The organism is Caldanaerobacter subterraneus subsp. tengcongensis MB4, from assembly GCF_000007085.1.
In the GTDB taxonomy this organism is placed as follows: domain Bacteria; phylum Bacillota; class Thermoanaerobacteria; order Thermoanaerobacterales; family Thermoanaerobacteraceae; genus Thermoanaerobacter; species Thermoanaerobacter subterraneus.
Genome location: NC_003869.1, coordinates 172,670 through 198,837 on the forward strand (window position 1 = coordinate 172,670; position 26,168 = coordinate 198,837).

Sequence of the window (26,168 nt, forward strand, 5' to 3'; positions counted from 1 at the left end):
GGAGGAGGAAGATGAGATATCTACTTTACGGGGTATTGTCTATTTTCTTAAGCCTTATAATCTTGCCCTCCATTGTAATTTTTGGCTTTTCAACTCATGAGGTTTCAGTAGAAAAAAATTTAGTATTGGTTGAGGGAGGTAAATCAGTAAAGCTTGACAAACTCCCCTCTTATGAAGTTATAAGAGTTTTTATTACAAATCAGAATAAAATTGAAGAAATGCAGCTAGAAGATTACGTAAAAGGTGTTGTGGCGGCAGAGATGCCTGCGGAGTTTGAAATAGAAGCCTTAAAAGCTCAAGCGGTTGCAGCAAGGACTTATGCTCTAGCAAAAGAGGTAGCTTTAGGCGGAAAGGGCTGTGATTTGCATGAAGGGGTAGATGTGTGCACAGACCCCGAACACTGTCAGGCTTGGCAATCCGTAGAGGAGCTTAAGGGAAAATGGGGAGAAAACTTTGAAAAATACTATAGCAAGATATCCCAGGCAGTGGATTCTACAAAAGGGCTTGTGATGGTGTATCAGGATGCTTTGATTTTGCCTGTATATCACGCAATAAGCGGTGGCAGGACTGAAAACTCTGAAGATGTTTGGCAGAAAAAGATACCCTATTTAAGAAGCGTCGTATCTCCGGGGGAAGAAGTGGCTTCAAAGTACAAAACTACTGTAGTTGTTTCTCAGGCTGAGTTTGTAAAAAAATTAAAAGAAAGGCAACCTTCTTTGAAATTGACCAGCAACAATATTTTGTCAGAAATAAAAAACATAGAAAGGACACAGGCAGGCCATGTAAAAACTTTAAAAATTGGGGATGTAACTTTTGAGGGGAAAGAAATAAAAGAGCTTTTTGGGCTTAATTCTACAAATTTTACCTTCAGCAAGCAGAAGGATGACATTGTAATTACGGTAATTGGATACGGTCATGGAGTGGGAATGAGCCAGTATGGAGCTAATGCATTGGCAAAAGAGGGGAAAAAGTTTGATGAGATATTAAAATACTACTATCAGGGAATTGAGATAGTGAAAATTGAGGATTTGTTGAAAGGTAAACACTAGACAACCTTTCATTTTTTTGTATAAACAGCCTCCACAGTGGTTAAAATACCATTTGGAGGTGAGAATTTATGAGAATAAACAGAGAAAATTTTCTTAGGTTCTTTGACAGAAAAGGGTTTTACATAGTGCTTTTCCTTTCAATTGTGGTAATCGCTGCTACAGCAGTTTACGTTACTGATAGCAACTTAAAAAAATTAGAAGAGATTAGAAAGGCACAGCAGGAAGAAATAAATTCTGCAGTGGAGAGCAACTTAAACTATGACTATGAAGAGGAGATGAAGAGGGCAAAAGAAGAAAAGCCGGCAGTAGGGCAAGATTTCAATGTAGCTCAAAAGGAGCCAGAGAAAAAGGAAGCAGAGCCTGAAGCAAAATCTGAGCAAATAAAAACAAAAGAAGTGTTTTCAACAGAGGCGAAAAAGTTGACTGTCACACCTTCCCCTGCAAAGACAGATAAGAAGACTTCTATATCAACTAGATTGGTATTGCTAAGGCCTTTGGAAGGCAAAGTGGTGATGGAATTTGCAAAGGACAAATTAGTGTATTCTAAGACTTTAAATGAATGGACAACTCACAAAGGAATAGACATTGCAGGTAAATTAGGAGAGCCAGTGGTGGCTGCTTCAGACGGAATAGTCAGTAAGGTGTACAAGGACCCCAAATTGGGTAACACAGTGGTCATAAAAAATGGAATATGGGAAATGGTGTACGCGAGTCTGGGTGACAATATAAAAGTGAAAGAAGGAGATAAAATTACAAAAGGGCAGCAAATAGGTGAAGTAGGGGATACGGCTAAATTTGAAATAGCTGAAGGGCCTCATCTTCATTTTGAACTGAGGGAGAATGGAGTTCCCATCGATCCAACCCCCTATTTTGGCGAGTGAGAAAAAGGCTTGGATACTCTGTATTCAGGCCTTTTTTGTTTTTGAAATAGTATTCTAATGATTTTCTTCGGGCATATACATATTAATGAGATTTGAAAAAGTCTAAAGGGGGTTGTAGTTTTGAAGGATTATATAGAAGAAAGGACTCTGGAAATATCAAAATACATAGTGGAGCATAAAGCCACAGTAAGGGAAGCGGCAAAAGTTTTCGGTGTGAGCAAAAGCACAGTCCATAAGGATGTCACTGAGAGGCTTCCAGAGATAAATTTTGAGCTTTACAAAGAAGTTAGGGAGGTCTTGAGCAAAAACAAGGCAGAAAGGCATATAAGAGGAGGAAAAGCCACAAAAATGAAATACCAAAAGCTCAATAATAAAATTTCGTAAAATAAAAAGGAATTTGGGAGTTTGTATCGAATTAAATAATTTATGATAGATTAAACATTTCGGCATCGATGTCGATAATTAAAATAGATGCCGTTTGTGTCGAAATACATGAGAAAGGTGAGTTTTGATGTTTGCGATTTCAAGAGACATTGGAATTGACCTTGGTACGGCATCTGTCCTGGTCTACGTGCGGGGAGAGGGGATCGTATTAAACGAGCCATCAGTTGTCGCAATAGACAGAAACACCAACAAAATCCTGGCAGTAGGTGAGGAAGCCCAGAGAATGGTAGGCCGGACTCCGGGAAATATTCTGGCTATTAAGCCTTTGAGAGCAGGAGTCATTTCTGATTATGACATCACTGAAAAAATGCTCAGGTATTTTATAAACAAAGCTTGTGGAAGTAGGTTCTTGATAAGACCTAGGATAATGATATGTATACCTAGTGGAGTGACACAGGTTGAAAAAAGAGCCGTGATAGATGCTGCACTGCAGGCAGGAGCCAGAAAAGCCTACTTAATAGAAGAGCCTATCGCAGCCGCAATTGGAGCGGGGCTTGATATTTCTCAGCCCAGTGGGAACATGATAGTGGACATTGGAGGGGGTACCACCGACATCGCTGTAATTTCTCTGGGAAGTGCAGTAGTGTCTAAAAACATCAAAGTAGCAGGCGATAACTTTGACGAGGCTATTATAAGGTACATGAGGAAAAAGTACCACATAATAATAGGGGAGAGGATGGCAGAAGAGATAAAGATAAACATAGGTACAGCATATTTTGACGGAAAAGAAGAAAAAATGGTAGTAAAGGGAAGGAGCTTGTTATCAGGCCTTCCACAGAATGTAGAAGTTACTTCCAGTGAAATTTGTGAAGCTTTGCAAGAGCCCCTCGAGCAGATTGTAGAAGCTGTCCACAGCGTGCTGGAAAGGACGCCTCCAGAGCTTGCAGCAGACATAAGCGATAAAGGGATGGTGTTGACAGGAGGAGGGGCTTTGCTAAAAGGGATGGACAGGCTGTTAAGAGAAAGAATGCAGATACCTGTGTACCTTGCAAATGACCCTATAAGTTGCGTGGCATTGGGAGCAGGGAAGGCATTAGAATCTTTGGAACTTCTTGAAAAATCGGAAACTGTGATAGACATTCATAAGATAAGGTGAGAAGGTGATTCGATGATAAGAGGTTTGTACACTGCCGCCTCTGGTATGCTTGCCCAGACCAAAGTGATGGACGTTTTGGCAAACAACCTCGCAAATGCCAATACGGTTGGATATAAAAAGGACATAGTAGTTTTGTCATCTTTTCCAAATCTTGAGACAATAAGAGAAGGGGGAGATAACGTTCCTCCTGACAGAAAGGTGGGCAGAATCGAATACGGGGTTTTGATAGACACTTTTCACACGGTTTTTGAAGAAGGACCTCTTATGGAGACTACAGGGAAACTGGATTTTGCAATAGACGGAAATGGCTTTTTTGTGGTCAATACCCCTCAAGGGGAAAGGTATACCAGAGATGGTGCTTTTACAATGAATGCCGATGGATATCTGGTTACAAAGGACGGGTATATAGTTTTGGGAGAAAATGGACCAATACGCCTGTCCCAAGGAGATGTCTCAGTCGATGAGAATGGAAATATTATAAACAATGGCCAGTTGGTGGACAGGCTGAGAATTGTGGATTTTGACAACTATGATGCTTTGAGAAAGCAAGGAGATAACTTATTTTATCTGGATAATGCTGTAAATACTCAAATTATTCCAGCTACAGGCAGAATAAAGCAGGGATTTTTAGAAGGGTCTAATGTGAACTCTGTAAAAGAGATGGTGAACATGATAAGCGTGATGAGAAATTATGAGTCAAATCAAAAAGTGGTAACTGCTTTTGACGAGACTCTAGGGAAAGCGGTAAACGAAGTTGGGAGAGTGTAAAGGGGGCATGAGTGTATGATGAGAGCTTTGTGGTCTGCAGCGACTGGAATGACTGCTCAACAGCTCAATGTTGATGTAATTGCTAACAACCTGGCAAATGTGAACACAACTGCTTTTAAAAGAGATAGGGCAGAGTTCAAGGATTTAATATATCAGACTCTGCAGAGAGAAAATGTGTACGGCGGTCAAGGGCGTCCTGTCAATATGCAGGTAGGAGTAGGTGTAAGACCTTCTGCCATAGTAAAGGACTTTTCTGAAGGCAATCTCTACCAGACAGGCAATCCGCTGGATTTGGCTTTGGACGGGCCCGGTTTTTTTGCGGTTTTGGGACCTGATGACAAGGTGTACTATACAAGAGACGGAAGTTTCAAATTAAGCCCAGATGGGAATACCTTTATGCTTGTGACTGCCGATGGCTATCCTGTTCTGGATGACAGCAATAACCCGATTGTGTTTGACGGAAATGTCAATGATATAACTGTGTCTCCTTTGGGAGTTATACAGGTAAAAAATCCTGATGGCACTACTCAAGAAGTTGCGACACTAGGAATATACAACTTTACTAATCCACAAGGGCTTTTAAGCGTTGGTAACAACTTGTATGAAGCGACAGAAGCTTCAGGACAACCGGGTACTAGAGATGACTTTGAAGGAAGAATGGGCAAAGTAATGCAAGGCTTTTTAGAGACCTCTAATGTACAGGTAGTGAAAGAAATGGTGGATATGATTGCTGCCCAAAGGGCTTATGAGATAAACTCAAAGGCTATACAGGCAGCAGATGAAATGTTGGGGATTGCCAACAATTTGAGAAGGTAGGGGAAAATAGATGGAGATAAACCCTATTGAAGGTGCTATAAAAAATATGCTTCCTCTCTGGGGCAATCAGCAGGTGGAGGATTTTGAGAGGATAATAAATAAAGCAATGGAAGAAAAGGACAAGGATAAACTTATGGAAGCCTGCAAGCAGTTAGAGGCGAATTTCATAAGCCTTATGTTGAAAGAGATGAGAAAGACAATTCCAGAAGACCCCTTGACAGGAAATAATTTAGCGAATGACATATTTACTTCAATGCTTTATGACAAATACGCTGAGTTAATGGCGCAAAGTGGAGGCTTTGGATTGGCAGAAGAGATTTACAACCAACTTTCTAAAAAGGTTTAAAGGGCGAAAAGCCCTTTTTGTTTTTTCTGCAACTTGTGGTATAATCAATATCAACTGAAAGTGTCAATCTATAGACGGGGTGAAGGATAAGTGGAAAATAAAGACATAAGAAAAATTCTTCCCCACAGATACCCTTTTTTGCTAGTAGATAGGATAATAGAGCTTGAAGAAGGGAAAAGAGCTGTCGGGATAAAGAATGTTACATCTAACGAGCCCTTTTTTCAGGGGCATTTTCCAGACAACCCCATAATGCCGGGAGTTTTGATTGTGGAAGCGCTGGCACAGGTGGCAGGGATTGCTGTAATGAATGTAGAAGAGTTTAAAGGGAAGCTGGGGCTTTTTGCAGGCATTGATAAATGCCGCTTTAAAAAAGTTGTGCGGCCGGGCGACCAGCTCATCTTAGAGGTCTCAATAGATTCAATTAGGATGGGGTTAGTCAAAGCTAAAGGCGTTGCAAAAGTGGGAGAGGAAATCGCAGCTACTGCTGAACTCATGTTTGTGATGGCGGAGGAATAGGAGTGGCGGTATGTCTACTGTGAAAAAGACAGTAAAAGCAGCCTCTGTCATAATGGTCTTGACCCTTATAAGCAAAATATTTGGTTTTTTTAGAGATGTGACTTTGGCTGCTAAATTTGGCACCTCTGTATTCATGGATGCTTACAACATGGCAACTGTAATTCCCATGATATTATTTGCAGCAGTCACAGCTGCTATTGCTACAACTGTCATACCTATTTTCACCGAATACTATCAAAAAGAGGGTAAGGAGAAAGCTTTTGATTTCATAAACAATTTGCTGGGGACAGTAGGTGTTGCAACTATTGTTTTAACTTTTATTGGAATTATATTTGCTCCTTATCTTGTAAAGTTTGTAGCTCCTGCTTTTACAGGGGAAAAGTTTGAACTTACTGTTAAGCTTACAGAGATACTTTTGCCTACAATGGTTTTAATAGCGAGTTCCAACATTTTTACTGGCGCACTTCAGGCAATGGAGCATTTTACTGTGCCTGCTATGATAGGCATTCCTTATAACATTGTGGTGATCGGAGCGGCTATCTTATACGCTCATAAGTTTGGGATAATTGCAATAGCCTACTCCATAATATTTGCGACATTTATTCAGGCATTGATGCAATTACCTGTTTTGTATAAATTGGGTTATCGCTTTAGGCTGAAAATAAACTTTAAAGATGAAGGCGTAAAAAAGGTTATTGTATTAGCGATTCCTGTTTTAATTGGCACAGGGATACAGACTATAAATGTTTATGTAGATAGAGTAATTGCTTCTTTTTTGCCGGATGGAAGTATTGCCGCTTTAAATTATGCGAACAGATTAAATATGTTTGCACTGGGGATTTTCTCTACAGCAATTACCACTGTAATATACCCTGTCCTGTCGCGGCATTCCGTTCAGGAAGATAAAGAAGGGTTTGTAAAAAGCCTTAATTTTGCGGTAAGCGGAATTTTATACATACTTCTGCCGGTGTCTGTAGGGGCGATGGTGCTTAGAGTCCCCATAATAAGGGTTTTATTCGAAAGAGGAGCTTTTGACGAGAGGTCTACCTATCTTACTTCCATTGCACTTTTTTACTTTGCTATAGGCATGACGGCCTATGGCTTAAGAGATGTCTTAAGTAGGAGCTTTTATTCCATGAAAGATACAAAAACTCCTATGATAAATGGAGCTTTGGCGGTTTTGGTAAATATAATCCTTAATTTAATACTGGTGAGGTATCTTGAACTAGGAGGACTTGCCCTTTCTACTTCTATTGCTGCAATATTTGCTACTTTCCTTCTTTTTAACTCTTTGAAAAAGAAGATTGGCAGTATAAATGGAAAACAAATGCTTATAAGCTTTTTAAAAGCGATGGGGGCTTCTTTAGTAATGGGAATTACTGTATATTTTGTTTACAACCACCTAACAGCTAGAGTTCCAGATAAAAAGATTTATGAGGCCTTAACACTTTTTATGACCATAATAGTTGGGGCTTTGGTCTATATTCCAATTGTTCTATTAAGTGATAAAAATGCCTTTAATTATTTCAAAAAAGGAATTAAGTTTATAAATGCTAAATTTGTTAGATTATAGGAGGGATAGTCAATGAAGGCAAAAGTGTACTACTACAACATGAGGGCAGATAAGGCATCCAGCAGTTTGGCTTCGAAGGTGGCGAGAATTTTTGACCTGGCAGGTTTTAAAAGCATAATAAATAAAAATGATCTGGTGGCGATAAAAATTCACTTTGGTGAAAAGGGGAATAATGCCTACATCCATCCAATATATGTAAGAAAAATAGTGGACAAGGTTAAAAGTTACGGTGGGAAGCCTTTTTTGACAGATACAAATACTCTTTACAAAGGCAGTCGTTCCAATGCAGTAGACCACTTGGTAACCGCTATTGAAAATGGTTTTGCCTATGCTGTTGTAAATGCTCCTATAATAATAGCAGATGGACTTTTGAGCAAAAACTCCATTGAGGTAAAAATTAACAAGAAGCACTTTGATACAGTAAAGATAGCTTCTGACATATTCTATGCTAACGCCATGATTGTCATGTCCCACTTCAAAGGGCATGAACTTGCAGGATTTGGCGGTGCTATAAAGAATTTAGCGATGGGATGTGCCCCTGCGGCAGGGAAACAGCAACAGCATTCTACAGTAAAGCCTGTGGTAGGTAAAGGCTGTACTGCCTGTCAGATGTGTATAAGGAATTGTCCTGTAGGTGCCATATCTTTGGTTAACGGTTCTGCCTATATTGACCATTCAATATGCATAGGGTGTGGAGAATGCGTTTCAATGTGCCAGTATGGAGTTATTAAGCCTCAATGGGGAACAGATATGGACGCTTTTATAGAGAGGATGACAGAATACGCCTATGGGGCATATTCTGTTAAAAAAGGTAAAATCGCTTTTATAAACTTTGTAATGAATGTCACACCGCTTTGCGACTGTACTCCCTGGAGCGATGCGCCAATTGTTCCTGATGTTGGGATACTGGCTTCTTTTGACCCTGTTGCTATAGACCAGGCAAGCTATGACCTTGTAAACCAGCAATTTGGACATAGAGGTACAGCTTTGGAAGAAGCAGGGTATGGAATGAATCCGGGGGAAGACAAGTTTAAAGCGCTTCATCCAGAGACAAAAGGAGAGCTGCAGCTAAAATACGGAGAAGAGATTGGCTTAGGTACTAGAGATTATGAGCTTATAGAGCTCAAATAGCAGGTTTATCCTGGCATTTTAGACTGTTGAGAAACTTGGGAAAGTGGCATTTTGTGTGTAAATGCGACTTGTTGACAAAGCGGTTACTAAACTTAGCGAGCTTGAGGAGCGAAGGCGGGGCGAGCGAAGCGAGCGGCCACCTGAGCCGTAGGCGAATTGGCCGGTACCCCGCCTAAGCCCTCAAGCGAGCTTTAGTTTAGTCGCTTTGCAACTCTGGAGCATTAACACAAAATGCCACTTAGATGAGAGAGATTTTGTCAACGAGCTCAAATAGCAGGTTTATCCTGCTATTTTTTTAAAATTTTTAATGATTTTTGATAACGTTTGTTGTATTATATTAATAGAAGAGGAGTATTCACAAAGGAGAGGAATTTAATGGAAAAATATTTCATAATAATTCCTATAATTTCAATGATAACAGTGGCACTGCTTTTCTTTATACAGGTGCTTTTTATAAAGTGGACGGACAAAGTCTTTGGGATAAAGCAAGAAAAAGAGAAAAAGGATGTGGAAGATAAAAAAGAAGAAGAGTAGAAGGAGCGGATGCCTTTGAAAATAGGTTTTAAAAGAAATGAAAAAAATGGAGTAGTTTTCTACACTATACCTTCTTTTGAAGAGACAGGAGTTGTTAAGCACCTTTTTACTACGAGAATAGGTGGGGTGAGCAAGGGGAAATACGCCTCTTTAAATCTAAGCCTTAAAAGATTTGACATCAAAGAAGAAGTTTACGAAAACTTTAAGATAATATGTGCTGTAGGAGAATTTACCTGCCAAAACATGGTTTTTTCTGACCAGGTCCATGGTAATGTAGTGAGAAAAATCACATATGAGGATAGGGGGAAAAATTTTGGAGGAAGTGATATTGTAGGAGTAGATGGACTTGTGACTGACGAGAGAGAAATTCCCCTTGTTACATTTCATGCCGATTGTGTGCCTTTATTTTTCTTAGACCCTGTTAAAAAAGTTGTCGCTCTTTCTCATGCAGGATGGAGAGGAACGGTGGCTCGTATTGGGCCAAATACTGTAGAGGTTATGAAAAGAGAATACAATTCCAATCCCAAAGATATACTGGTAGGAATAGGACCCTCCATATACAAATGTTGCTATGAAGTGGGGGAAGATGTGGCAGAAAGAGTAAAAGAAGCGATTGGGGACTGGAAAGAGGTTCTTGTTAAAAAGTCTGATGGAAAATGGCTATTAGATCTGCAGCATGCCAATTATATCGAACTTGTGAGTAGTGGGATACCGGATGAAAACATCACTGTGAGCCAGATATGCACTTCTTGTAATCTGGAATTTTATTCTTACAGGAGAGATAAAGGCATAACAGGAAGCATGGCAGCTTTTGTAGAACTTAAGTAAGTCATTTTTATACTGCAAAGACCTCATTTTGGGTCTTTTTTATTTTATACAATTCATGCCACATTTGTGGTATACTTTTTGCAAAGTGAAATGTAAAGGGGGAGGCATCTGCCTATGTTGGATAAAATTTTTGAAATTATACAAAAAGAAGATAAGAAAAATCCTTTGACTGATGAGCAGATTGCTGCACTTCTTAATATCAAAAGAGAAGACGTTACGCAATTTAGACTTAAAAACAATATCCCTGATTCAAGGGAAAGAAGAAAACCCTATTTGCTAGAAGATTTAAAGAAAATAATCAAAGAAGATCCAAGTATTTCAGATAGAAATCTTACCAGAGAGCTAAATTTTTTAGGCTACAACATATCTCGATTTGTGGTGTCACAGCTGAAAAAAGAAATTTTAAAAGAAATAAAAGTGGAAAGGAAGGTATATCTTAAAAACTTTGTACCAGAAGAAGATGTAGAAAGTCAAAAAGAAGAGATATTGTCTTTCAAAGATATAATTGGCAGTGAAGGAAGTCTTAAAGCACAGATAAGTTTAGCAAAAGCAGCAGTACTTTATCCTCCCCATGGTCTTCATACTTTGATAGTAGGTCCCCCTGGAGCAGGAAAGAGCCAGCTTGCTGAAGCTATGTACAATTTTGCAGTAGAATCAGGCCGCTTTAGAGAAGGTGCTCCTTTTGTTGTGTTTAACTGCGCCGATTATGCAGATAATCCGCAGCTTCTAATGGCACAGCTATTTGGATATGTAAAAGGAGCTTTTACAGGAGCTGATACGGAAAAAAGAGGTTTGGTGGAAAAAGCAAATGGAGGAATACTTTTTCTTGATGAAGTTCACAGGCTTCCCAGTGAAGGGCAAGAAATACTCTTTTATCTTTTAGATAAAGGTAAATTTAGAAGATTAGGGGAAACAGAGAACACGAGAGAAGCGCAGATTATGCTCATTGCTGCTACTACTGAAAATCCAGAATCAGCACTTCTTTTGACTTTTAGAAGAAGAATTCCTGTTTTGATTGAACTTCCATCTCTTTCTGAAAGACCTCCTCATGAAAGATATGAGATAATCTATAACTTTTTCACAAAAGAGTCTGTGCGCCTTAATAAGACTATTGTGATTAAAAAAGAGGCTTTAAGGGCTTTGATGCTATATGAATGCCCGGGAAATTTGGGGCAATTGCGGAGTGATATTCAGGTTGCCTGCGCAAAAAGCTTTTTAGCATCACTTGGTAGTAAAAGTTCTTCTTTAGTTGTGGATGTTTCTGACCTTCCAAATCACGTCAAAATGGGCCTCTTTAGACTGAATAAAAGAGATCCTGAAATAGAAAGGTATCTGGGAGAGGACCTTGTCGTCTATCCTGACAAGAAGGTAAAAATATTTCCAAAAGAAGACAGGTATATGCTTCCTGACGAAATATACCAATTTATAGAAGAAAGGTTTATTGACTTAAAAAGACAGGGGCTTACAAAAGAGGAAATAGATAAAATTCTAAGCAAGGAAATGGAGATAGAGCTTAAAAAATTTGCTGCAAGTGTTAAAACCAGCATTTCAATTTCAAAGAAAGAGCTTGTAAATGTAGTAGGAGAAAAGATTGTGAATGCAGTCGAAAAAGCCTATGAAATTGCAAGAAGAAGCTTTAAAAATTTAGAAGACAACCTCTTTTACTCTCTTGCTATTCACTTGAGCGCGACGTATGAAAGGATATTGAGCGGCAAGCCCATCTTTAATCCTCAACTGGAGAACATAATCAGAGAATATCCTTTGGAGTATTCTACAGCTAAGATTATGGCTAAAGAAATAAATAAAGAGCTTGGGATTGAGCTTCCCGAGGAAGAGATAGGGTTTATAGCTATGTACTTAAAAACTTTTTCAGGAGAAAAGCCAGTGGAAGAGGGAAGAGTGGGAGTAATTGTTCTAACTCACGGGCATGTGGCAAGCAGTATGGCAGAGGTGGCTAATAGGCTTCTGGGAGTTAATCATGCCATAGGTATAGACATGGCTTTAGATGAAAAACCCGAAAAAGTTCTTGAGAGGACAATTGAGGTTGTAAAAAGAATAGATGAAGGCAAAGGCTGTATTATATTAGTTGATATGGGTTCTCTTGTAACCTTTGGTGAAATTATAACTAAAAGAACTGGAATACCTACGAGAGTTGTAGCAAGAGTGGATACTGTGATGGTGTTAGAGGCTGTGAGAAGAGCTATTATACCTGAGACTACTTTAGATGAAATAGCAGATGCTATAGACAGTGAAAAGTCATATGTAGGGAAAGTAGAAACGCTTTTTGACAAAAAACCTTCCAAAGCTATTGTGACAGTATGCATAACTGGAGAAGGTACAGCCCTTAAAATAAAAAAGTACATTGAAGACTTGATTCCAGAACTTAAAGAAAATTACAAAATAATTCCTGTTGGCATGCTAAGACAGGAGGACATAGCAAAAGAGATAGAAAAAATAAGAAAAGAAAATGATGTGGCAGCATTTGTAGGTACAATAAATCCCGGCATAGAAAGTATACCCTTCATATCTGTAGAAGAAGTTTTAAAAGGAGATGGGGTAGAGAAGATAAAGAAGATAATAGGGCTTAAAAAGGAAAATCCGCTAAAAGAGGTAATTGACGAGGAGCTAATTTTCTTAGATGTAGATGCTTTTGTCAAAAGCGACGTGATAGATTTGCTGGCAGAAAAACTCTATGAAAAAGGATATGTGGACGACAGGTTTTTATTAAGCGTATATAAAAGGGAAGCTATGGGAGCTACTATTTTAAACGATGGAATAGCCATACCCCATGGTTACCCAGAACATGTCATAAAACCAGCCATAGCTATTGCAAAATTGAAAGAGCCTATATATTGGGAAAAAGACCTTATGGCAGATTTAGTATTTATGATAGCGTTGAAAGAGGAGTCGAAAGAGTATTTTATGTATCTATATCATGTTTTAACAGATCAAAATAGCATAAATAAATTGAAGGGAGCGCGAAATCCTGATGAAGTAAGAGAGATTCTTACGAGTTAGTACAATACATGTCAAAAAGATGGCATAATTCTTGCTATATAAAATTTGCGAGATAACGAGGAGGTTGTATTTGATGAAGCTTACAGAGTTTTTCCACAAAGAATTGATTGTTACTAATTTACAGGCCAATAACAAAGAAGAAGTTTTTGAGGTTCTCTTTAATAAATTATTAGAGAATGGGTACGTAAAAGAAAGTTTTTTAGAAGGGATAATGACCCGCGAAAAGAATTTTCCCACAGGGCTTCTTTTAAATGGCAATAATGTTGCTATTCCCCATACAGATCCAGAACATGTTTTAAAACCTGCAATTGCAGTAGCTACTCTCTCAAAGCCAGTGGTATTTAAAAATATGGCTAATCCTCAAGAAGATGTAAATGTAAATATAGTATTTATGATAGCTCTAAATGCAGCTCACAGTCAAGTAGAGCTATTGCAGCGACTTGTTGAAATGATTCAAAACGAAAATTTACTTGAAGAAATTTTAAAAGCGAAAGGTGGTGATGAAGTTGTAAAAATAATAGAAAGTTATCAGACATTAGAAAAGGAGTGAGAAAATGGTTAGTATGAGGAAAAAGACAATATTAGTGGCATGCGGAACGGGAATTGCAACTTCTACGGTGGTAACAGAAAAAATATTGGAAGCTGCAAAAAAGGAGAACTTGGATGTAAATATCATACAGTGTAAAGTATCTGAGATAAAAAGCTACGCAGAAGATGCAGATTTTATAGTCACTACGACAATACTAAAAGATAGTTTTGGGAAAAAAAGTATAAATGCACTTCCTCTTATAACAGGTATAGGAGAAGAACAAGTATTGAAAGAAATTATTGAAGAAATAAAGAAGTGAGGTGTAATCTATGAGTATTATCAAATATATTTTGGATTTGGGAGCAACAGTAATGCTTCCAATAATAATTTTCTTACTGGCCCTTATATTAGGAGAAAAACCAGGTAGAGCTTTCAGATCAGCACTTACTATAGGAATAGGTTTTGTGGGGATAAATCTAGTAATTGGATTACTCGTTAATAACCTCGGTCCTGCGGCTCAAGCAATGGTAGAACATATGGGAGTTCATCTTAACGTAATAGACGTCGGTTGGCCTGCTTCTGCAGCAATTGCTTTTGCCTCAAAAGTAGGAGCTTTTGTTATTCCTATAGGTCTTTTAGTAAATATAATAATGCTTGCTACCAGACTTACAAAAACTGTAAACGTAGACTTATGGAATTATTGGCATTTCGCATTCACTGGAGCTTTAGTGACAGCTGCTACAGGAAGCCTAACATGGGGATTGGTTGCAGCAGCAATAAATGCCGCGATTGTTTTATTGCTAGCCGACTGGACAGCAAAAATGGTGCAGGATTTCTATGGCTTACCAGGTATATCACTTCCACACGGATTTTCTGCGGCTTATGTTCCAATAGCTATTCCTCTTAATAAACTCATAGACAAAATCCCAGTTATAAACAAAATTGAAGCGGATACAGATACAATAAACAAAAGATTCGGCATTTTTGGTGAACCTATTGTGATAGGATTAATTTTGGGTGTTGTTCTAGGTATATTGGCAAAATACGATGTGAAAGGAATTTTAAACTTGGGTATTTCAATGGCTGCTGTAATGCTTTTACTGCCCAGGATGGTACGAATTTTAATGGAAGGATTAATCCCTATCTCTGAAGCAGCAAAAGCTTTTATGCAAAAGAGATTTCAAGGCAGAGAATTTTACATTGGACTTGATTCTGCAATAGCTGTTGGACACCCTGCTGCAATAGCCACAGCATTGGTATTAGTTCCCATAACTATACTTCTTGCAATAATATTGCCTGGTAACCATGTGTTGCCTTTTGGTGATTTGGCTACAATTCCTTTTATGGTAGTTATGGTTGTACCGGTAACTAAGGGTAATGTCTTTAGGTCTATATTGATTGGTACAATAGTTATAGGAGTGGGATTGTGGATTGCAACAAATGTGGCTCCTTTGTTTACTCAGGTTGCTGCAGAAGCTGCCTTCAAGTTCCCAACTGGAGCTACAGAAATATCCAGCATATGCGATGGTGCTAATCCTTTGACATGGGTGATTTTGCAGATAATGAGGCTATTTTAAAAAATGGGAGGGCTTCCTCCCATTTAATTTTCAATTAAATAGTGAGCTACTTCTATATCTGTGACAAGTATATCTATCCATTTTCCTACTAAAGCAGCTTTTACAATTTCTTTTTTATGAAGGCCACCTGCTACACCCATCATGATTCTGGCACTTTTACGTATTTTAGATAAATTGCCTGCAATTAATCGTTCATGGATGGGGTGAGATACTATTCTGCCACTTGCATCAATAAAGTGCAGGGCAATGTCTCCTATTGCTCCTACTTTCTCTAGATCTTTTATTTCATTGACAGTGATGTAGTTGTATTCCAGAATTGTAGAATTCCATAGGCTTCCTAAGCCTACCAAAGCTATATCTATATTTTCACTTTTCTCAATTACTTGACTTACAAGTGGATTTTTCAAAAAGACTTCTTTTTCATGTTTATTGCTTGCAAAAGCAGGAGCGTGTAGTAACAGACATTTTCCGCTTATTGCAGAAGATATCTGCATGGCAATGTGGTTACTAAGGAGAGATGGAGTATGTCCCATTCCACCTATTAAAGGTACTACTGTAGTATCAGGGTAGTAAATAGGTATTAAGTGGTTTGCAAGTGCTGAAAGAGTTTTACCCCAGGACACGCCTATTACGTCATTAGGTTCTAGTATGGAAATAAAGTAATTAGCAGCTGCCTTTCCAAGTTCTACAATATCAGCATCCGACGTAACAGCTTTTTTAATCACTTTTACGCCTTTTAATCTGTATTTTTTCTGGATTTCTTCTTCAAGTTCTTTTACCCCAGATGTAGATGTTATGACATCTACTCTAACAAGGCCTAATTCTTCTGCCTTTTTTAAAAGTTTTGAAACCCATGGCCGAGAAATCTGGAGCTTATCAGCTATTTGCTGCTGTGTTAAACCATAAGTATAATACAATTCTGCTACCAAACTTATTTTTTGAAAAAGATGTAAATCTTTGTCCATTTTCATTGTTTTCATCACCGTCTAATTTTGTTTAATTTGCTCTCCTTAATCTTATCACAGTCAAGTAATTATTACAAGATTTTGTCTATCTTTTGCTTGACTTTTTAAAAAAGATAAGTTAAACTAAATAATAAGGAGCACGATTGATATCAATAGGAACATTTGTTACTAAATTTATGGAGGGCAAAAATGAAGATTTCAGCTTCTATATTGGCCGCTGATACAGCTTTTTTAGGTAAGGAAGTTTTAGAACTGGAAAAATTAGGTATAGATTTTATTCATGTGGATGTTATAGACGGTCACTATGCAAATAATTTCGGATTTAGCCCTAAAACTGTTAAAGATTTAAGACGAATAACTGACTTACCAATAGAAGTTCATTTGGAAATATTAAATCCAGAAAACTATGTCGAAATATTTTCAGAAGCTGGGGCAGATATTATAATAGTCCAATTTGATACTTGTAGCCATCCTTTGCGAATTTTAAGAAAAATCAAGGCTTTAGGTAAAAAAGCTGGTGTTGCTTTAAGCCCATGTGTTTCTTTTGAAAGCTTAAGATGGTGTTTAAATGATGTGGATTATTTGTTGTTCATGAGTGTGGAACCCGGGTTTGGGGGACAAAATTTTGAAACTTTTACCATAGACAAGATAAAATTAGCGAAAGTTCAACTGAAAGAGATGGGGTTTTCTATTCCCATAGGGGTGGATGGAGGAGTAAATTTAGGCAATATAAACTTACTGAGAGAAGTGGGGGTAGATATTGTAGTGGTAGGAAGTGCACTATTTTTAAATGAAAACAAAGAAAGATTTATTTTCCAAGTAAAAGGAGGTTAAGAAATGATTGTATCTCACAAAGACAAAAAAACACCTGCTTATATACCCTCTAATGCCCTTCATCAGTTTGTAAACATGGGAGAAGAGGTACTTGAGCTTATATGTATAGTGCCAGAAGAAGGAGAAAGTGAAATTAAAAGGAGGTAGAATTGTGACTATGGAATTTTCAAAAGAAAAATTGCTGTGGATGTACAAAAAAATGGTTCAAATAAGACAGTTTGAGCTAAAGACAGATGAGCTTTATAAGAAAAATATGATATGGGGGACATACCACCTGTACGTGGGAGAGGAAGCTGCTGCAGTTGGAGCTTGTGCCGCATTAGAGCCCACGGACTATATAACGAGTACTCACAGGGGACATGGGCATACAATAGCAAAAGGTGCGGATTTGAAGAGGATGATGGCAGAGCTTCTTGGCAAAGAGACGGGGCATTGCAAAGGAAGAGGAGGTTCAATGCACATAGCAGATATTTTTACAGGCCATTTGGGTGCGAATGGAATCGTAGCTGGAGGAATTCCCATAGCTACAGGCGCGGCTTTAGCTTCTAAATTAAGAGGAGATAAAAGAGTTACGTTATGCTTTTTTGGTGATGGTGCAGCAAATACAGGAGCATTTAATGAATCTCTAAATATGGCAGCAATATGGCAATTACCAGTTGTATATTTCTGCGAGAATAATCAGTATGCTATGTCTGCACCAGTAAATAAATTTACTGCTGTAAAAAATATTGCTGACAGAGCAGCATCTTACAATATGCCTGGTGTAATAGTAGATGGGAATGATGTGTTAGAGGTATACAAAGCGGTAAAAGAAGCAGTGGACAGAGCAAGGAAAGGTGAAGGGCCTACACTTATAGAAGCAAAGACTTATAGATGGTTTGGACATTCTAAGAGTGATCCTAGAGTATATAGGACTAGAGAAGAAGAAGAGGAATGGAAGAAAAAAGATCCTATAAAGAGATTTGCAGAAAAACTGCTTTCAGAAGGAGTGGCAACAGAAGAGGAATTAAAGAAAATAGACGAAGAGGTTGCAAAAGAGATAGAAGAGGCCTATCAATTTGCAGTAGAAAGTCCTGAACCCAAGGTAGAAGACCTGGCAAAATACGTTTATGCAGAGGAGGGAGAGTAAAGATGGCAGAAAAGCTCTATATAGAAGCGCTGGCAGAAGCAATAAAAGAAGAGTTTGAAAGAGACCCTAACGTTTTTATGATGGGCGAGGATATAGGAATATATGGAGGAGCTTTTGGAGTAACAAAGGGTATGTATCCTAAGTACAAAGACAAACTAATAGAGACACCAATTTCAGAAGCTAGCATAGTAGGTGCAGGAGTAGGTGCAGCTCTTGTAGGTATGCGACCTATTGTAGAAATAATGTTTTCTGACTTTATGATGGATGCGATGGAGTGGATAGTAAACCAGGCTGCAAAACTAAGGTATATGACAGGAGGACAACTTAAAGTACCTCTTGTAATAAGGTCTCCTATGGGTAGTGGGACAGGTGCAGCAGCACAGCATTCTCAAAGTTTGCCTGCCATGTTTGCCCACATACCGGGTCTTAAAGTAGTGATGCCTGCAACTCCTTATGATGTAAAGGGGCTTTTTAAAGCGGCTGTAAGGGATGACAACCCAGTAATATTTTTTGAGCATAAACTCCTCTATTGGACAAAAGGGGAAGTGCCTGAAGGAGACTATATAGTTCCAATAGGAAAAGCCGATGTGAAAAGAGAGGGGAAAGATATAACCATAATAGCTGGGTCTATAACAGTAATAAGGTCACTAGAGGCTGCAGAAAAATTAAAAGGTGAAGGAATAGATGTAGAAGTAATAGATGTAAGGAGCTTGTCACCACTTGATACAGAAACTATAGTAAACTCAGTAATAAAGACAGGTAAAGTGCTGATAGTAGAGGATGACAACAAAAGCTATGGTTGGGGTGCGGAAGTTTTGTCGAGAATTGTAGAAAGTGATGCTTTTGACTATCTCGACTACCCAATACAGAGATTGGGTGGGAAGGATGTGCCAATTCCTTACAATCCCAAGTTAGAGAGAGCGGCTGTACCTCAAGTAGAAGACATAATAGAGGCAGTAAAAGCTATATTTGGCAAGGAGTGATTGAAGGATGGCAAATGTAAAACTTATGCCTAAGTTAGGTATGACTATGACAGCTGGCAAAGTAGTTAGATGGTTGAAAAAAGAAGGTGAAAAAGTAGAAGCAGGAGAGCCTCTTTTGGAAATAGAAACTGACAAAGTTACAATGGAAGAAGAAGCAGGTTACACAGGGACTCTTTTAAAAATTCTTGTAAGAGAGGGAGAAGAAGTTCCTATAAATCAGCCTATAGCTATAATAGGAGGAGAAGGAGAAGACATAGAAGAGATACTAAAAACGTTAAAAGTCTCTGAGGGAGTTGAAGAAGAGAAAAAAGAAGAGAAGATAAAAGTAAAAATAGAGGAGAAGCCAGAAGAGGTGAAAAGAGAAGAAATATCTAAACCAAGAGCTACACCGGCAGCAAGGAAAATAGCAAGGGAACATGGGATAGACCTGTCAGAAGTAATAGGCTCTGGAGCTCACGGCAGAATTCATAGGAAAGATGTAGAAGAATATATTAGAAAGCGTACTGAAATAGTGCCTTCACAAGTAACAGTAGAACAAAAAGTAGAGAAAAAAGAAGAAATACCCTCTTATAGAGTTATTCCTTTCACAGGAATGAGAAAAATAATAGCAGAAAAAATGCAAAAAAGTATAAATACAGCTCCTCATTTTTATGTTACTATGGAAGTAAAGATGAGAGAAATTTTAAAATTGAGAGAGACATTAAATAGTAAATTGAAAGAGGATGAAGCAAAAATTAGCCTTAATACCCTGCTTATGAAAGCTGCTGGAATAGCAATAAAAGATTATCCGATATTTAATTCTTATGTAGAGGAAGGCCAGATAATTTTAAGGAATGAAATAAATATAGGATTGGCGGTAGCTTTGGATGAAGGACTAATTGTACCTGTTATAAGGGAAGTAGACAAAAAAGGATTGAAAGAAATAGCAAGGGAAGAAAAAGCACTTATTCAGAAAGCAAGAGAAGGAAAATTAACACCTGATGAGTATACTGGAGGAAGTTTCACAATCTCTAATTTAGGTATGTTTGATGTAGTAAGATTTGCAGCTATAATTAATCCACCGGAAGTAGCAATTTTAGCTGTAGGGAAGATAAGAGAGATTCCCGTTGTAGAAGAAGGACAAATCGAAATAGAGCCGATAATGGAAATGACTTTATCTTCAGATCATAGAGTAATAGACGGTGCTCTCGCGGCTAAATTTTTGAGAAGGATAAAAGAAATTTTAGAAGATCCCTTACAATTTATGTTGTAAGAAAAGGCAGGGATGTGAGTTTTATGTACACTTACATGAAAGGAATGCTTTACTGCCTTTACTGCAAAAAGGAGACTGAACATACGATAGTCTATGAAGGAGATATGATAAAAAAGATAAAGTGCGATGAATGTGGAACAGAATTGGAGATAGACAAGGAAAAGGCGAAGAAAAACTATACAGAAGATTTTATAAATAGAATATTTACAAAACCACAACGTATGACTGAGGAGTTGCAAAAAGACCTTACTGCTTTTCTACTTTCACTTCCCATAAGGATTGTCACTAAGCCGTACAGGGTTCTGGAGGAAGTTAAAGAACAAATTGATAAAATTAGAAGGAAAGATATATAACAATGATTTTTTTAAAATCTACCCTTCCCTTATAATAATGGGGGAAGGGAATTTTACATTGTTTTTCAGCAGTTTTCATGTATAATAATATTAAAGAAATAAAGCAAAATATAGTTAAAGGAGGAGAAAACATGGCAAAAAGAATAGAGCAGTTGGCCATAAACGCTATAAGAGTGCTGTCTATTGATGCCATTGAAAAGGCGAAATCAGGCCATCCCGGGATGCCAATGGGAGCAGCTCCTATGGCGTATGTACTTTGGACAGAGTTTATGAATCACAATCCTCTCAATTCTAAGTGGTTCAACCGCGACAGGTTTGTCCTGTCAGCAGGACATGCTTCAATGCTTTTGTACGCGCTTTTGCACCTTTCAGGCTACAAAGTTTCCATGGAAGACATAAAGAATTTCCGCCAGTGGGGGTCAAAAACTCCTGGGCATCCGGAGTACGGCCTTACTGATGGAGTAGAGGCGACGACTGGACCTTTAGGGCAGGGCCTTGGGATGGCAGTAGGAATGGCAATGGCTGAACGCTTCCTTGCCAATAAGTATAACCGCGGTTCTTACAACATAATAGACCACTATACATATGTAATTGCAAGCGATGGAGACCTAATGGAAGGGATATCTCACGAAGCAGGTTCATTGGCAGGACATTTAAAGCTTGGCAAACTGATTGTGCTTTACGATTCTAACGATGTAACCTTGGATGGAGACAGGCACTTATCCTTTACAGAAAGCGTTGCAGATAGGTTCAAAGCCTATGGATGGCAGGTTTTAAGAGTCGATGATGGCAATGACCTTGACGCTATAAGAAATGCTATAAGTGAAGCTAAGAAAAACACAGAACAGCCTACCTTAATTGAAGTAAAGACCGTCTTGGGTTACGGGGCTCCCAATAAAGCAGGCAAATCTGATGCACACGGGGCTCCACTAGGTGAAGAGGAGGCTCGTTTGGCAAAAGAATATTATAAATGGGAGTATGAACCTTTCTTTATTCCAGAAGAAATATACGAGCATTACAGGGCTAAAGTTCTTGAGAGAGGCAAAAAGGCAGAAGAAGAGTGGAATAAGCTATTTGAGGCTTATAAAAAAGAATATCCTGAGTTAGCAAAAGAATTAGAAGATGCCATAAATGGAAACCTTCCAGAAGGCTGGGACAAAGACATGCCTTCTTATGATAAAGGGGCCTATGCGACGAGAGATGTATCTGGAGAGATGATAAATGCTTTAGCGAAAAATATCCCCTACTTCATAGGTGGCAGTGCTGACCTTGCAAGTTCTAACAAGACAGCTATAAAAGGAGAACAGCCCTTTGGGCCTACCAGCAATTACACTGGAAGAAACATATGGTTTGGTGTAAGGGAATTTGGAATGGCTACAGCTTTGAATGGGATGGCACTTCACGGAGGACTTAAAGTCTATGGCGGAACATTCCTTGTATTTAGTGATTATCTCCGCCCCGCTTTAAGGCTTTCAGCTTTAATGGGAGTACCTGTAACTTATGTATTTACACATGACTCAATCGCTGTAGGAGAAGATGGACCTACACATCAGCCAGTAGAGCATCTTGCGGCATTTCGCGCAATGCCAAATGTGTCAGTTATAAGGCCAGCAGACGGGAATGAGACAAGAGCTGCATGGAAATTAGCAGTGCAGTCTAAGAATAAGCCTACTGTTTTGATTTTGACAAGGCAGAAGCTCCCCATTCTTCCTACAACAAAAGAAAAAGTTGAAGAAGGCGTGGCAAAAGGTGCTTATATAGTATCCGACGGCGAAAAGGAAATACCGGATATTCTCCTTTTGGCATCTGGATCAGAAGTATCTTTAGCAGTTGAAGCGCAAAAGAAGTTAAAAGAAGAAGGGATAGACGCAAGAGTTATCAGTATGCCCTCATGGGATAGATTTGAGGAACAGGACAAGTCCTACAAGGACTACATACTGCCTCCAAATGTTAAAAAGAGACTGGCTATTGAAGCGGCAGCACCTCTTGGATGGGAGCGCTATGTAGGAGATGAGGGTAAAGTATTGGGGGTAAATACATTTGGCGCTTCTGCCCCGGGAGAAAAACTGATGGAGGAATACGGGTTTACAGTGGACAGAATAGTAAAAGAGGCAAAAGAGCTGCTCAGGAAGTAAATAAATTTACAAGATTTAGGGAGTTTTACGCTGCTCCTGCTTTATAGGCAGGGGCAGTTTTATTTTCCTCTAAAATTTTTTCGCTTTCTATGGTATACTTTTTATTAAACATACACGAAAAAAGGGGGAGATTCTCCTTGACAAATAAGGAGAAAGTTTTTAATCTGGTCAAAGAGCTATCCCAGAATATAAATGTAAAGGAGAAAAAGGGCATAACTGCTCAGGAGGTAGCCCGGAAATTAAATCTGAGAAGAAATGTAGCAAGTCACCTTCTAAACGAACTTCACAAGGAAGGTAAGTTAATAAAAATTAACACAAGGCCTGTGTATTTTGTAGATAGGGAAATTTACGAAAAGAGGGCAAAGGAGTTTAAGGATACTACAAAGGATGTAAGCACTTCCTTGAAATCTTCATCAGAAGATCCTTTTGTAAAGCTTGTAGGCTACAACGGCAGTTTAAAAGAACAGGTAAAACTGTGCAAATCTGCTGCTTCATACCCGCCAAACGGACTTCCTATTTTGCTTACTGGTAGTACAGGAGTAGGGAAAAGCTATATCGCTCAGCTAATTTATGAGTACGCCAAGTATATAGGAGTTATAGATGAAAATGCGCCGTATGTGATATTTAACTGTGCAGAATATGCAAATAATCCTGAACTTTTGTCTGCTAATTTATTTGGTTATGTAAAAGGGGCATTTACAGGGGCTGACAGGGACAAACCAGGCCTTTTAGAAGAGGCTGATGGAGGTTATCTGTTCTTAGATGAAGTGCACAGGTTACCTCCGGAAGGGCAGGAAAAACTCTTCCTCTTTATGGACAAAGGCATATTCCGAAGGCTGGGAGAGACGAACAACTGGAGAACGGCAAAGGTAAGATTTGTATTTGCTACTACTGAAGACCCTGAAAAGACTTTTACAAAAACTTTTTTAAGAAGGATTCCTTTGGTGGTCCACATCCCTTCTTTTGATGAAAGGCCTTTGCACGAAAGATTGCAATTAATTTACAATTTTTACAAAAATGAAGCAAGAAATTTGGGGATGGATATTTTAATAAGTAAACAGGTTTTGAATGTGCTTTTAAAGACAAAGGTTTCAGGGAATATCGGTAAACTTATAAATGTCATAAAATATAGCTGTGCCCAGGCTTACAGCCATATTATCAAGAGCAAAACCAATATTTTAAGAATTCACCTTTATGACCTTCCTAAGGAAATGCAGACGGACCTTGATATAGTAAAAAGTAACTTCCACTTCAATGGAATGCTAATTTCTCACAATAAAAAGGATGAAGGTTTGTCCTGGGAAAAGGATGACAATAGAGAGATATACAGTGCTTTAAACAAAATGTTTGAACTTTTTAAGGAATATCAAAATAATGGCATTGCTTCTGAAGAGTTTAAGAAAAACGTGTTGGTTTATTTAAACGAACTGACGGATACTATAATTTTCAAGAATGACAGTAGCTATATAGATTCAATAGTCTTTAACGCTATCAAAAATGTTGTAGAAAATGTTCTCAATATAATGCAAAACATGTATGGAATTAAATATTATGGCAATTCTGTTCTTGTCCTGTCTCATTTTATCAATTACCTTTTGAGTGATGTGACTTATGAGAAGTATTCTGAGAGCATAGAGTCAGCTTTGGAGATATTGAAAAATATCTTCCCGAAAGAGTTTATAATAGCAAACAAAATGGCGGATCTGATAGAGGTAAACCTCGATATTAAACTCAACAAGATTGCTGTGGCATATTTTACACTTTATGTAAGAAGTTTAAACAAGACTGAGTCAGCAAATTTGATAAATTCCATAATAATCGCTCACGGGTATTCTACTGCCAGTAGCATTGCCAGTGTCGCTAACAGGCTTTTGGGACAGTTTGTTTTTGAAGCTTTTGACATGCCGATTGAGATGTCAACACAGGAGGTCATGGCAAGGGTTCAGGACTATCTAAAAAATATTGATACCTCAAGAGGAGTCATCATTCTTGTTGACATGGGTTCTTTAGAAGAGATATACAAATCTTTAACTGATATTGTTGAAGGTGACATAGCGATTATAAACAATATTACAACACAGCTGGCTTTGGATGTTGGGAATAGAATACTTCAAAATCAGCCTCTGGAGCAGATTGTTACAGAGGCGATACAGAGGAACAGTAGCAGGTATAAATTTATAAAATCGCAGAAAAGCAAAGAGAATGCGATTCTGACTACATGTGTAACTGGTATTGGCACAGCCGTTAAGATAAAAGACCTTTTGAGAGAGTGTTTTGAAGAAGATGACATTGAAATTATTCCTTATGATTATACCAGATTAAAAGGAAATGGTATAAAAGATGAAATATTTAAAAATTATAATGTGAAGCTTATAATAGGCACAGCAGACCCTGGAATAAAAGAAGTGCCTTACCTTTCGTTAGAAGATTTGATTGCAGGACGAGGAGATGTGCTCTTAAGCAGGATATTGAAGGGGATTGTAGATGATGAAACAGTAGAGCAGGTAAATCAGAAAATAGTAAGGCTGTTTTCTTTGCAAAATGTGTTGCACCATTTGACTATACTAAATCCGGATAAAATAATAGTACAAGTGGAAAAAGCCATATCTGATTTGGAAAGGTTTATCGGAATTAGATTTTCTAATGATTTAAAAATAAGCTTATATATCCACGTAAGTGTTATGGTGGAAAGGTTGGTAATGAAAGAGCCTATAACTTCTTACAGTAATTTAGAAGAGTTTGAGCAGTGTCATAGACAGTTTATAAATTTCGTCAAATCTGCTTTTAGTGTCATAGAGGAAACTTACAAAGTGGAAATACCGACGACGGAGATTGGGTTTATATATGATTTGATAAAAGATAGAGTGCCCAATATGAAACTTTGAAGCATGCCGACACTTTTTGGCATGCTTTTTGCATTTATATTTTGATAGAATTTGGCATTTTGGATAAAATAATATGAGCACTTATTAAAATAAAAGAGGGTGTATATAGTGAAAGAAAAATTTGTCTTAATTATCACACATGGGGATTTTGGCAAGGGTTTGTTAAGTGGAGCAGAAGTGATAATTGGGAAACAAGAAAATGTTCATACAGTGGGACTTAATTTAGGGGATAATATTGAGGTTGTAAGAAAAGAAGTTGAAAAAATTATTAAAGAAAAACTGCAAGAAGATAAAGAAATAATAATTGTAGTGGATCTTTTCGGAGGTAGTCCATTTAACATTGCTCTTAGTATGATGAAGGAATATGATGTAAAAGTGATTACAGGGATTAATATGCCGATGTTAGTTGAATTACTTACTTCTATCAATGTATACGATACAACTGAATTACTTGAAAATATATCCAAAATAGGGAAGGATGGGATAAAAGTTATTGAAAAAAGTTCTCTTAAAATGTAGAGAAAGG

Annotated in this window: 26 protein-coding genes; 25 read left to right on the forward strand and 1 reads right to left on the reverse strand. The window is 38.1% G+C overall.

The genetic code is table 11. The features are described 5' to 3' along the window. Positions 1-11 precede the first annotated feature (11 nt). The 16 genes from spoIID to TTE_RS00900 all read left to right on the forward strand — a co-directional run bounded on the left by spoIID (position 12) and on the right by TTE_RS00900 (position 15,106). Positions 12-1,049: a stage II sporulation protein D gene (gene spoIID, locus TTE_RS00830; RefSeq protein ID WP_011024669.1), complete on the forward strand. Its 1,038-nt coding sequence runs from the start codon at positions 12-14 to the stop codon at positions 1,047-1,049. 68 nt (positions 1,050-1,117) lie between these two features. Continuing rightward, entirely contained in the window at positions 1,118-1,930 is an 813-nt protein-coding gene (locus TTE_RS00835; RefSeq protein ID WP_011024670.1) for a M23 family metallopeptidase, read from the forward strand. Between the two features lie 120 nt (positions 1,931-2,050). Next, positions 2,051-2,314 (forward strand): sporulation transcriptional regulator SpoIIID, encoded by a 264-nt coding sequence (gene spoIIID, locus TTE_RS00840; protein ID WP_011024671.1) that lies wholly within the window; start codon positions 2,051-2,053, stop codon positions 2,312-2,314. Between the two features lie 127 nt (positions 2,315-2,441). Beyond that, a complete protein-coding gene (locus TTE_RS00845; protein WP_009609604.1) occupies positions 2,442-3,470 on the forward strand; it encodes a rod shape-determining protein in 1,029 nt (342 codons plus the stop codon). Positions 3,471-3,482: 12 nt separating this feature from the next. Then, positions 3,483-4,238: a flagellar basal-body rod protein FlgF gene (gene flgF / locus TTE_RS00850; RefSeq protein ID WP_011024672.1), complete on the forward strand. Its 756-nt coding sequence runs from the start codon at positions 3,483-3,485 to the stop codon at positions 4,236-4,238. Between the two features lie 15 nt (positions 4,239-4,253). Further along, complete coding sequence (gene flgG, locus TTE_RS00855; protein ID WP_011024673.1) at positions 4,254-5,054, forward strand: flagellar basal-body rod protein FlgG; 801 nt, start codon at positions 4,254-4,256, stop codon at positions 5,052-5,054. 10 nt (positions 5,055-5,064) lie between these two features. Beyond that, complete coding sequence (locus TTE_RS00860) at positions 5,065-5,400, forward strand: rod-binding protein (RefSeq protein WP_011024674.1); 336 nt, start codon at positions 5,065-5,067, stop codon at positions 5,398-5,400. 90 nt (positions 5,401-5,490) lie between these two features. Then, positions 5,491-5,916 (forward strand): 3-hydroxyacyl-ACP dehydratase FabZ, encoded by a 426-nt coding sequence (gene fabZ / locus TTE_RS00865; RefSeq protein ID WP_011024675.1) that lies wholly within the window; start codon positions 5,491-5,493, stop codon positions 5,914-5,916. Positions 5,917-5,926: 10 nt separating this feature from the next. Next, positions 5,927-7,489 carry a murein biosynthesis integral membrane protein MurJ gene (gene murJ / locus TTE_RS00870; RefSeq protein ID WP_011024676.1) on the forward strand — a complete coding sequence of 521 codons (1,563 nt, stop codon included), beginning with the start codon at positions 5,927-5,929 and terminating at the stop codon, positions 7,487-7,489. 12 nt (positions 7,490-7,501) lie between these two features. After that, positions 7,502-8,620, forward strand: coding sequence for a DUF362 domain-containing protein (locus TTE_RS00875; RefSeq protein ID WP_011024677.1), 1,119 nt, complete (start codon positions 7,502-7,504; stop codon positions 8,618-8,620). A 375-nt stretch (positions 8,621-8,995) separates the two neighbouring features. Continuing rightward, positions 8,996-9,154, forward strand: coding sequence for a hypothetical protein (locus TTE_RS14010; RefSeq protein ID WP_162828795.1), 159 nt, complete (start codon positions 8,996-8,998; stop codon positions 9,152-9,154). A 15-nt stretch (positions 9,155-9,169) separates the two neighbouring features. Further along, a complete protein-coding gene (gene pgeF / locus TTE_RS00880; RefSeq protein ID WP_041587256.1) occupies positions 9,170-9,982 on the forward strand; it encodes a peptidoglycan editing factor PgeF in 813 nt (270 codons plus the stop codon). 114 nt (positions 9,983-10,096) lie between these two features. Then, entirely contained in the window at positions 10,097-13,000 is a 2,904-nt protein-coding gene (locus TTE_RS00885; RefSeq protein ID WP_011024680.1) for a sigma 54-interacting transcriptional regulator, read from the forward strand. 73 nt (positions 13,001-13,073) lie between these two features. Then, the gene (locus TTE_RS00890) at positions 13,074-13,550 is read left to right on the forward strand and encodes a PTS sugar transporter subunit IIA (protein ID WP_031313992.1); all 477 of its coding nucleotides are present in this window, start codon (positions 13,074-13,076) and stop codon (positions 13,548-13,550) included. A 4-nt stretch (positions 13,551-13,554) separates the two neighbouring features. Beyond that, positions 13,555-13,848 (forward strand): PTS sugar transporter subunit IIB, encoded by a 294-nt coding sequence (locus TTE_RS00895; protein ID WP_011024682.1) that lies wholly within the window; start codon positions 13,555-13,557, stop codon positions 13,846-13,848. A gap of 10 nt (positions 13,849-13,858) precedes the next feature. Then, a complete protein-coding gene (locus TTE_RS00900; protein ID WP_011024683.1) occupies positions 13,859-15,106 on the forward strand; it encodes a PTS galactitol transporter subunit IIC in 1,248 nt (415 codons plus the stop codon). 23 nt (positions 15,107-15,129) lie between these two features. On the opposite strand, the gene TTE_RS00905 is transcribed toward TTE_RS00900, so the two are convergent. Continuing rightward, positions 15,130-16,077: a sugar-binding transcriptional regulator gene (locus TTE_RS00905; protein ID WP_041587257.1), complete on the reverse strand. Its 948-nt coding sequence runs from the start codon at positions 16,075-16,077 to the stop codon at positions 15,130-15,132. A gap of 183 nt (positions 16,078-16,260) precedes the next feature. On the opposite strand from TTE_RS00905, the gene rpe reads away from it, so the two are divergent. From rpe to TTE_RS00945, 9 genes are all read left to right on the forward strand, one after another. After that, positions 16,261-16,905 carry a ribulose-phosphate 3-epimerase gene (gene rpe, locus TTE_RS00910; protein WP_011024685.1) on the forward strand — a complete coding sequence of 215 codons (645 nt, stop codon included), beginning with the start codon at positions 16,261-16,263 and terminating at the stop codon, positions 16,903-16,905. 3 nt (positions 16,906-16,908) lie between these two features. Further along, positions 16,909-17,052: a hypothetical protein gene (locus TTE_RS13880; protein WP_157858508.1), complete on the forward strand. Its 144-nt coding sequence runs from the start codon at positions 16,909-16,911 to the stop codon at positions 17,050-17,052. 10 nt (positions 17,053-17,062) lie between these two features. Continuing rightward, positions 17,063-18,034 (forward strand): pyruvate dehydrogenase (acetyl-transferring) E1 component subunit alpha, encoded by a 972-nt coding sequence (gene pdhA, locus TTE_RS00915; RefSeq protein ID WP_041587258.1) that lies wholly within the window; start codon positions 17,063-17,065, stop codon positions 18,032-18,034. Positions 18,035-18,036: 2 nt separating this feature from the next. Beyond that, positions 18,037-19,017, forward strand: coding sequence for an alpha-ketoacid dehydrogenase subunit beta (locus TTE_RS00920; protein WP_011024687.1), 981 nt, complete (start codon positions 18,037-18,039; stop codon positions 19,015-19,017). Between the two features lie 7 nt (positions 19,018-19,024). Beyond that, positions 19,025-20,269: a dihydrolipoamide acetyltransferase family protein gene (locus tag TTE_RS00925; RefSeq protein WP_011024688.1), complete on the forward strand. Its 1,245-nt coding sequence runs from the start codon at positions 19,025-19,027 to the stop codon at positions 20,267-20,269. A gap of 23 nt (positions 20,270-20,292) precedes the next feature. Continuing rightward, a complete protein-coding gene (locus TTE_RS00930; RefSeq protein ID WP_011024689.1) occupies positions 20,293-20,622 on the forward strand; it encodes a hypothetical protein in 330 nt (109 codons plus the stop codon). A gap of 131 nt (positions 20,623-20,753) precedes the next feature. Then, positions 20,754-22,757 carry a transketolase gene (gene tkt, locus TTE_RS00935; protein WP_011024690.1) on the forward strand — a complete coding sequence of 668 codons (2,004 nt, stop codon included), beginning with the start codon at positions 20,754-20,756 and terminating at the stop codon, positions 22,755-22,757. Between the two features lie 137 nt (positions 22,758-22,894). Then, on the forward strand, positions 22,895-25,642 hold the full coding sequence (locus TTE_RS00940) for a sigma 54-interacting transcriptional regulator (protein WP_031313989.1): 2,748 nt from the start codon (positions 22,895-22,897) through the stop codon (positions 25,640-25,642). 108 nt (positions 25,643-25,750) lie between these two features. Continuing rightward, entirely contained in the window at positions 25,751-26,161 is a 411-nt protein-coding gene (locus tag TTE_RS00945) for a PTS sugar transporter subunit IIA (RefSeq protein WP_011024692.1), read from the forward strand. The last annotated feature ends 7 nt before the right edge of the window (positions 26,162-26,168 follow it).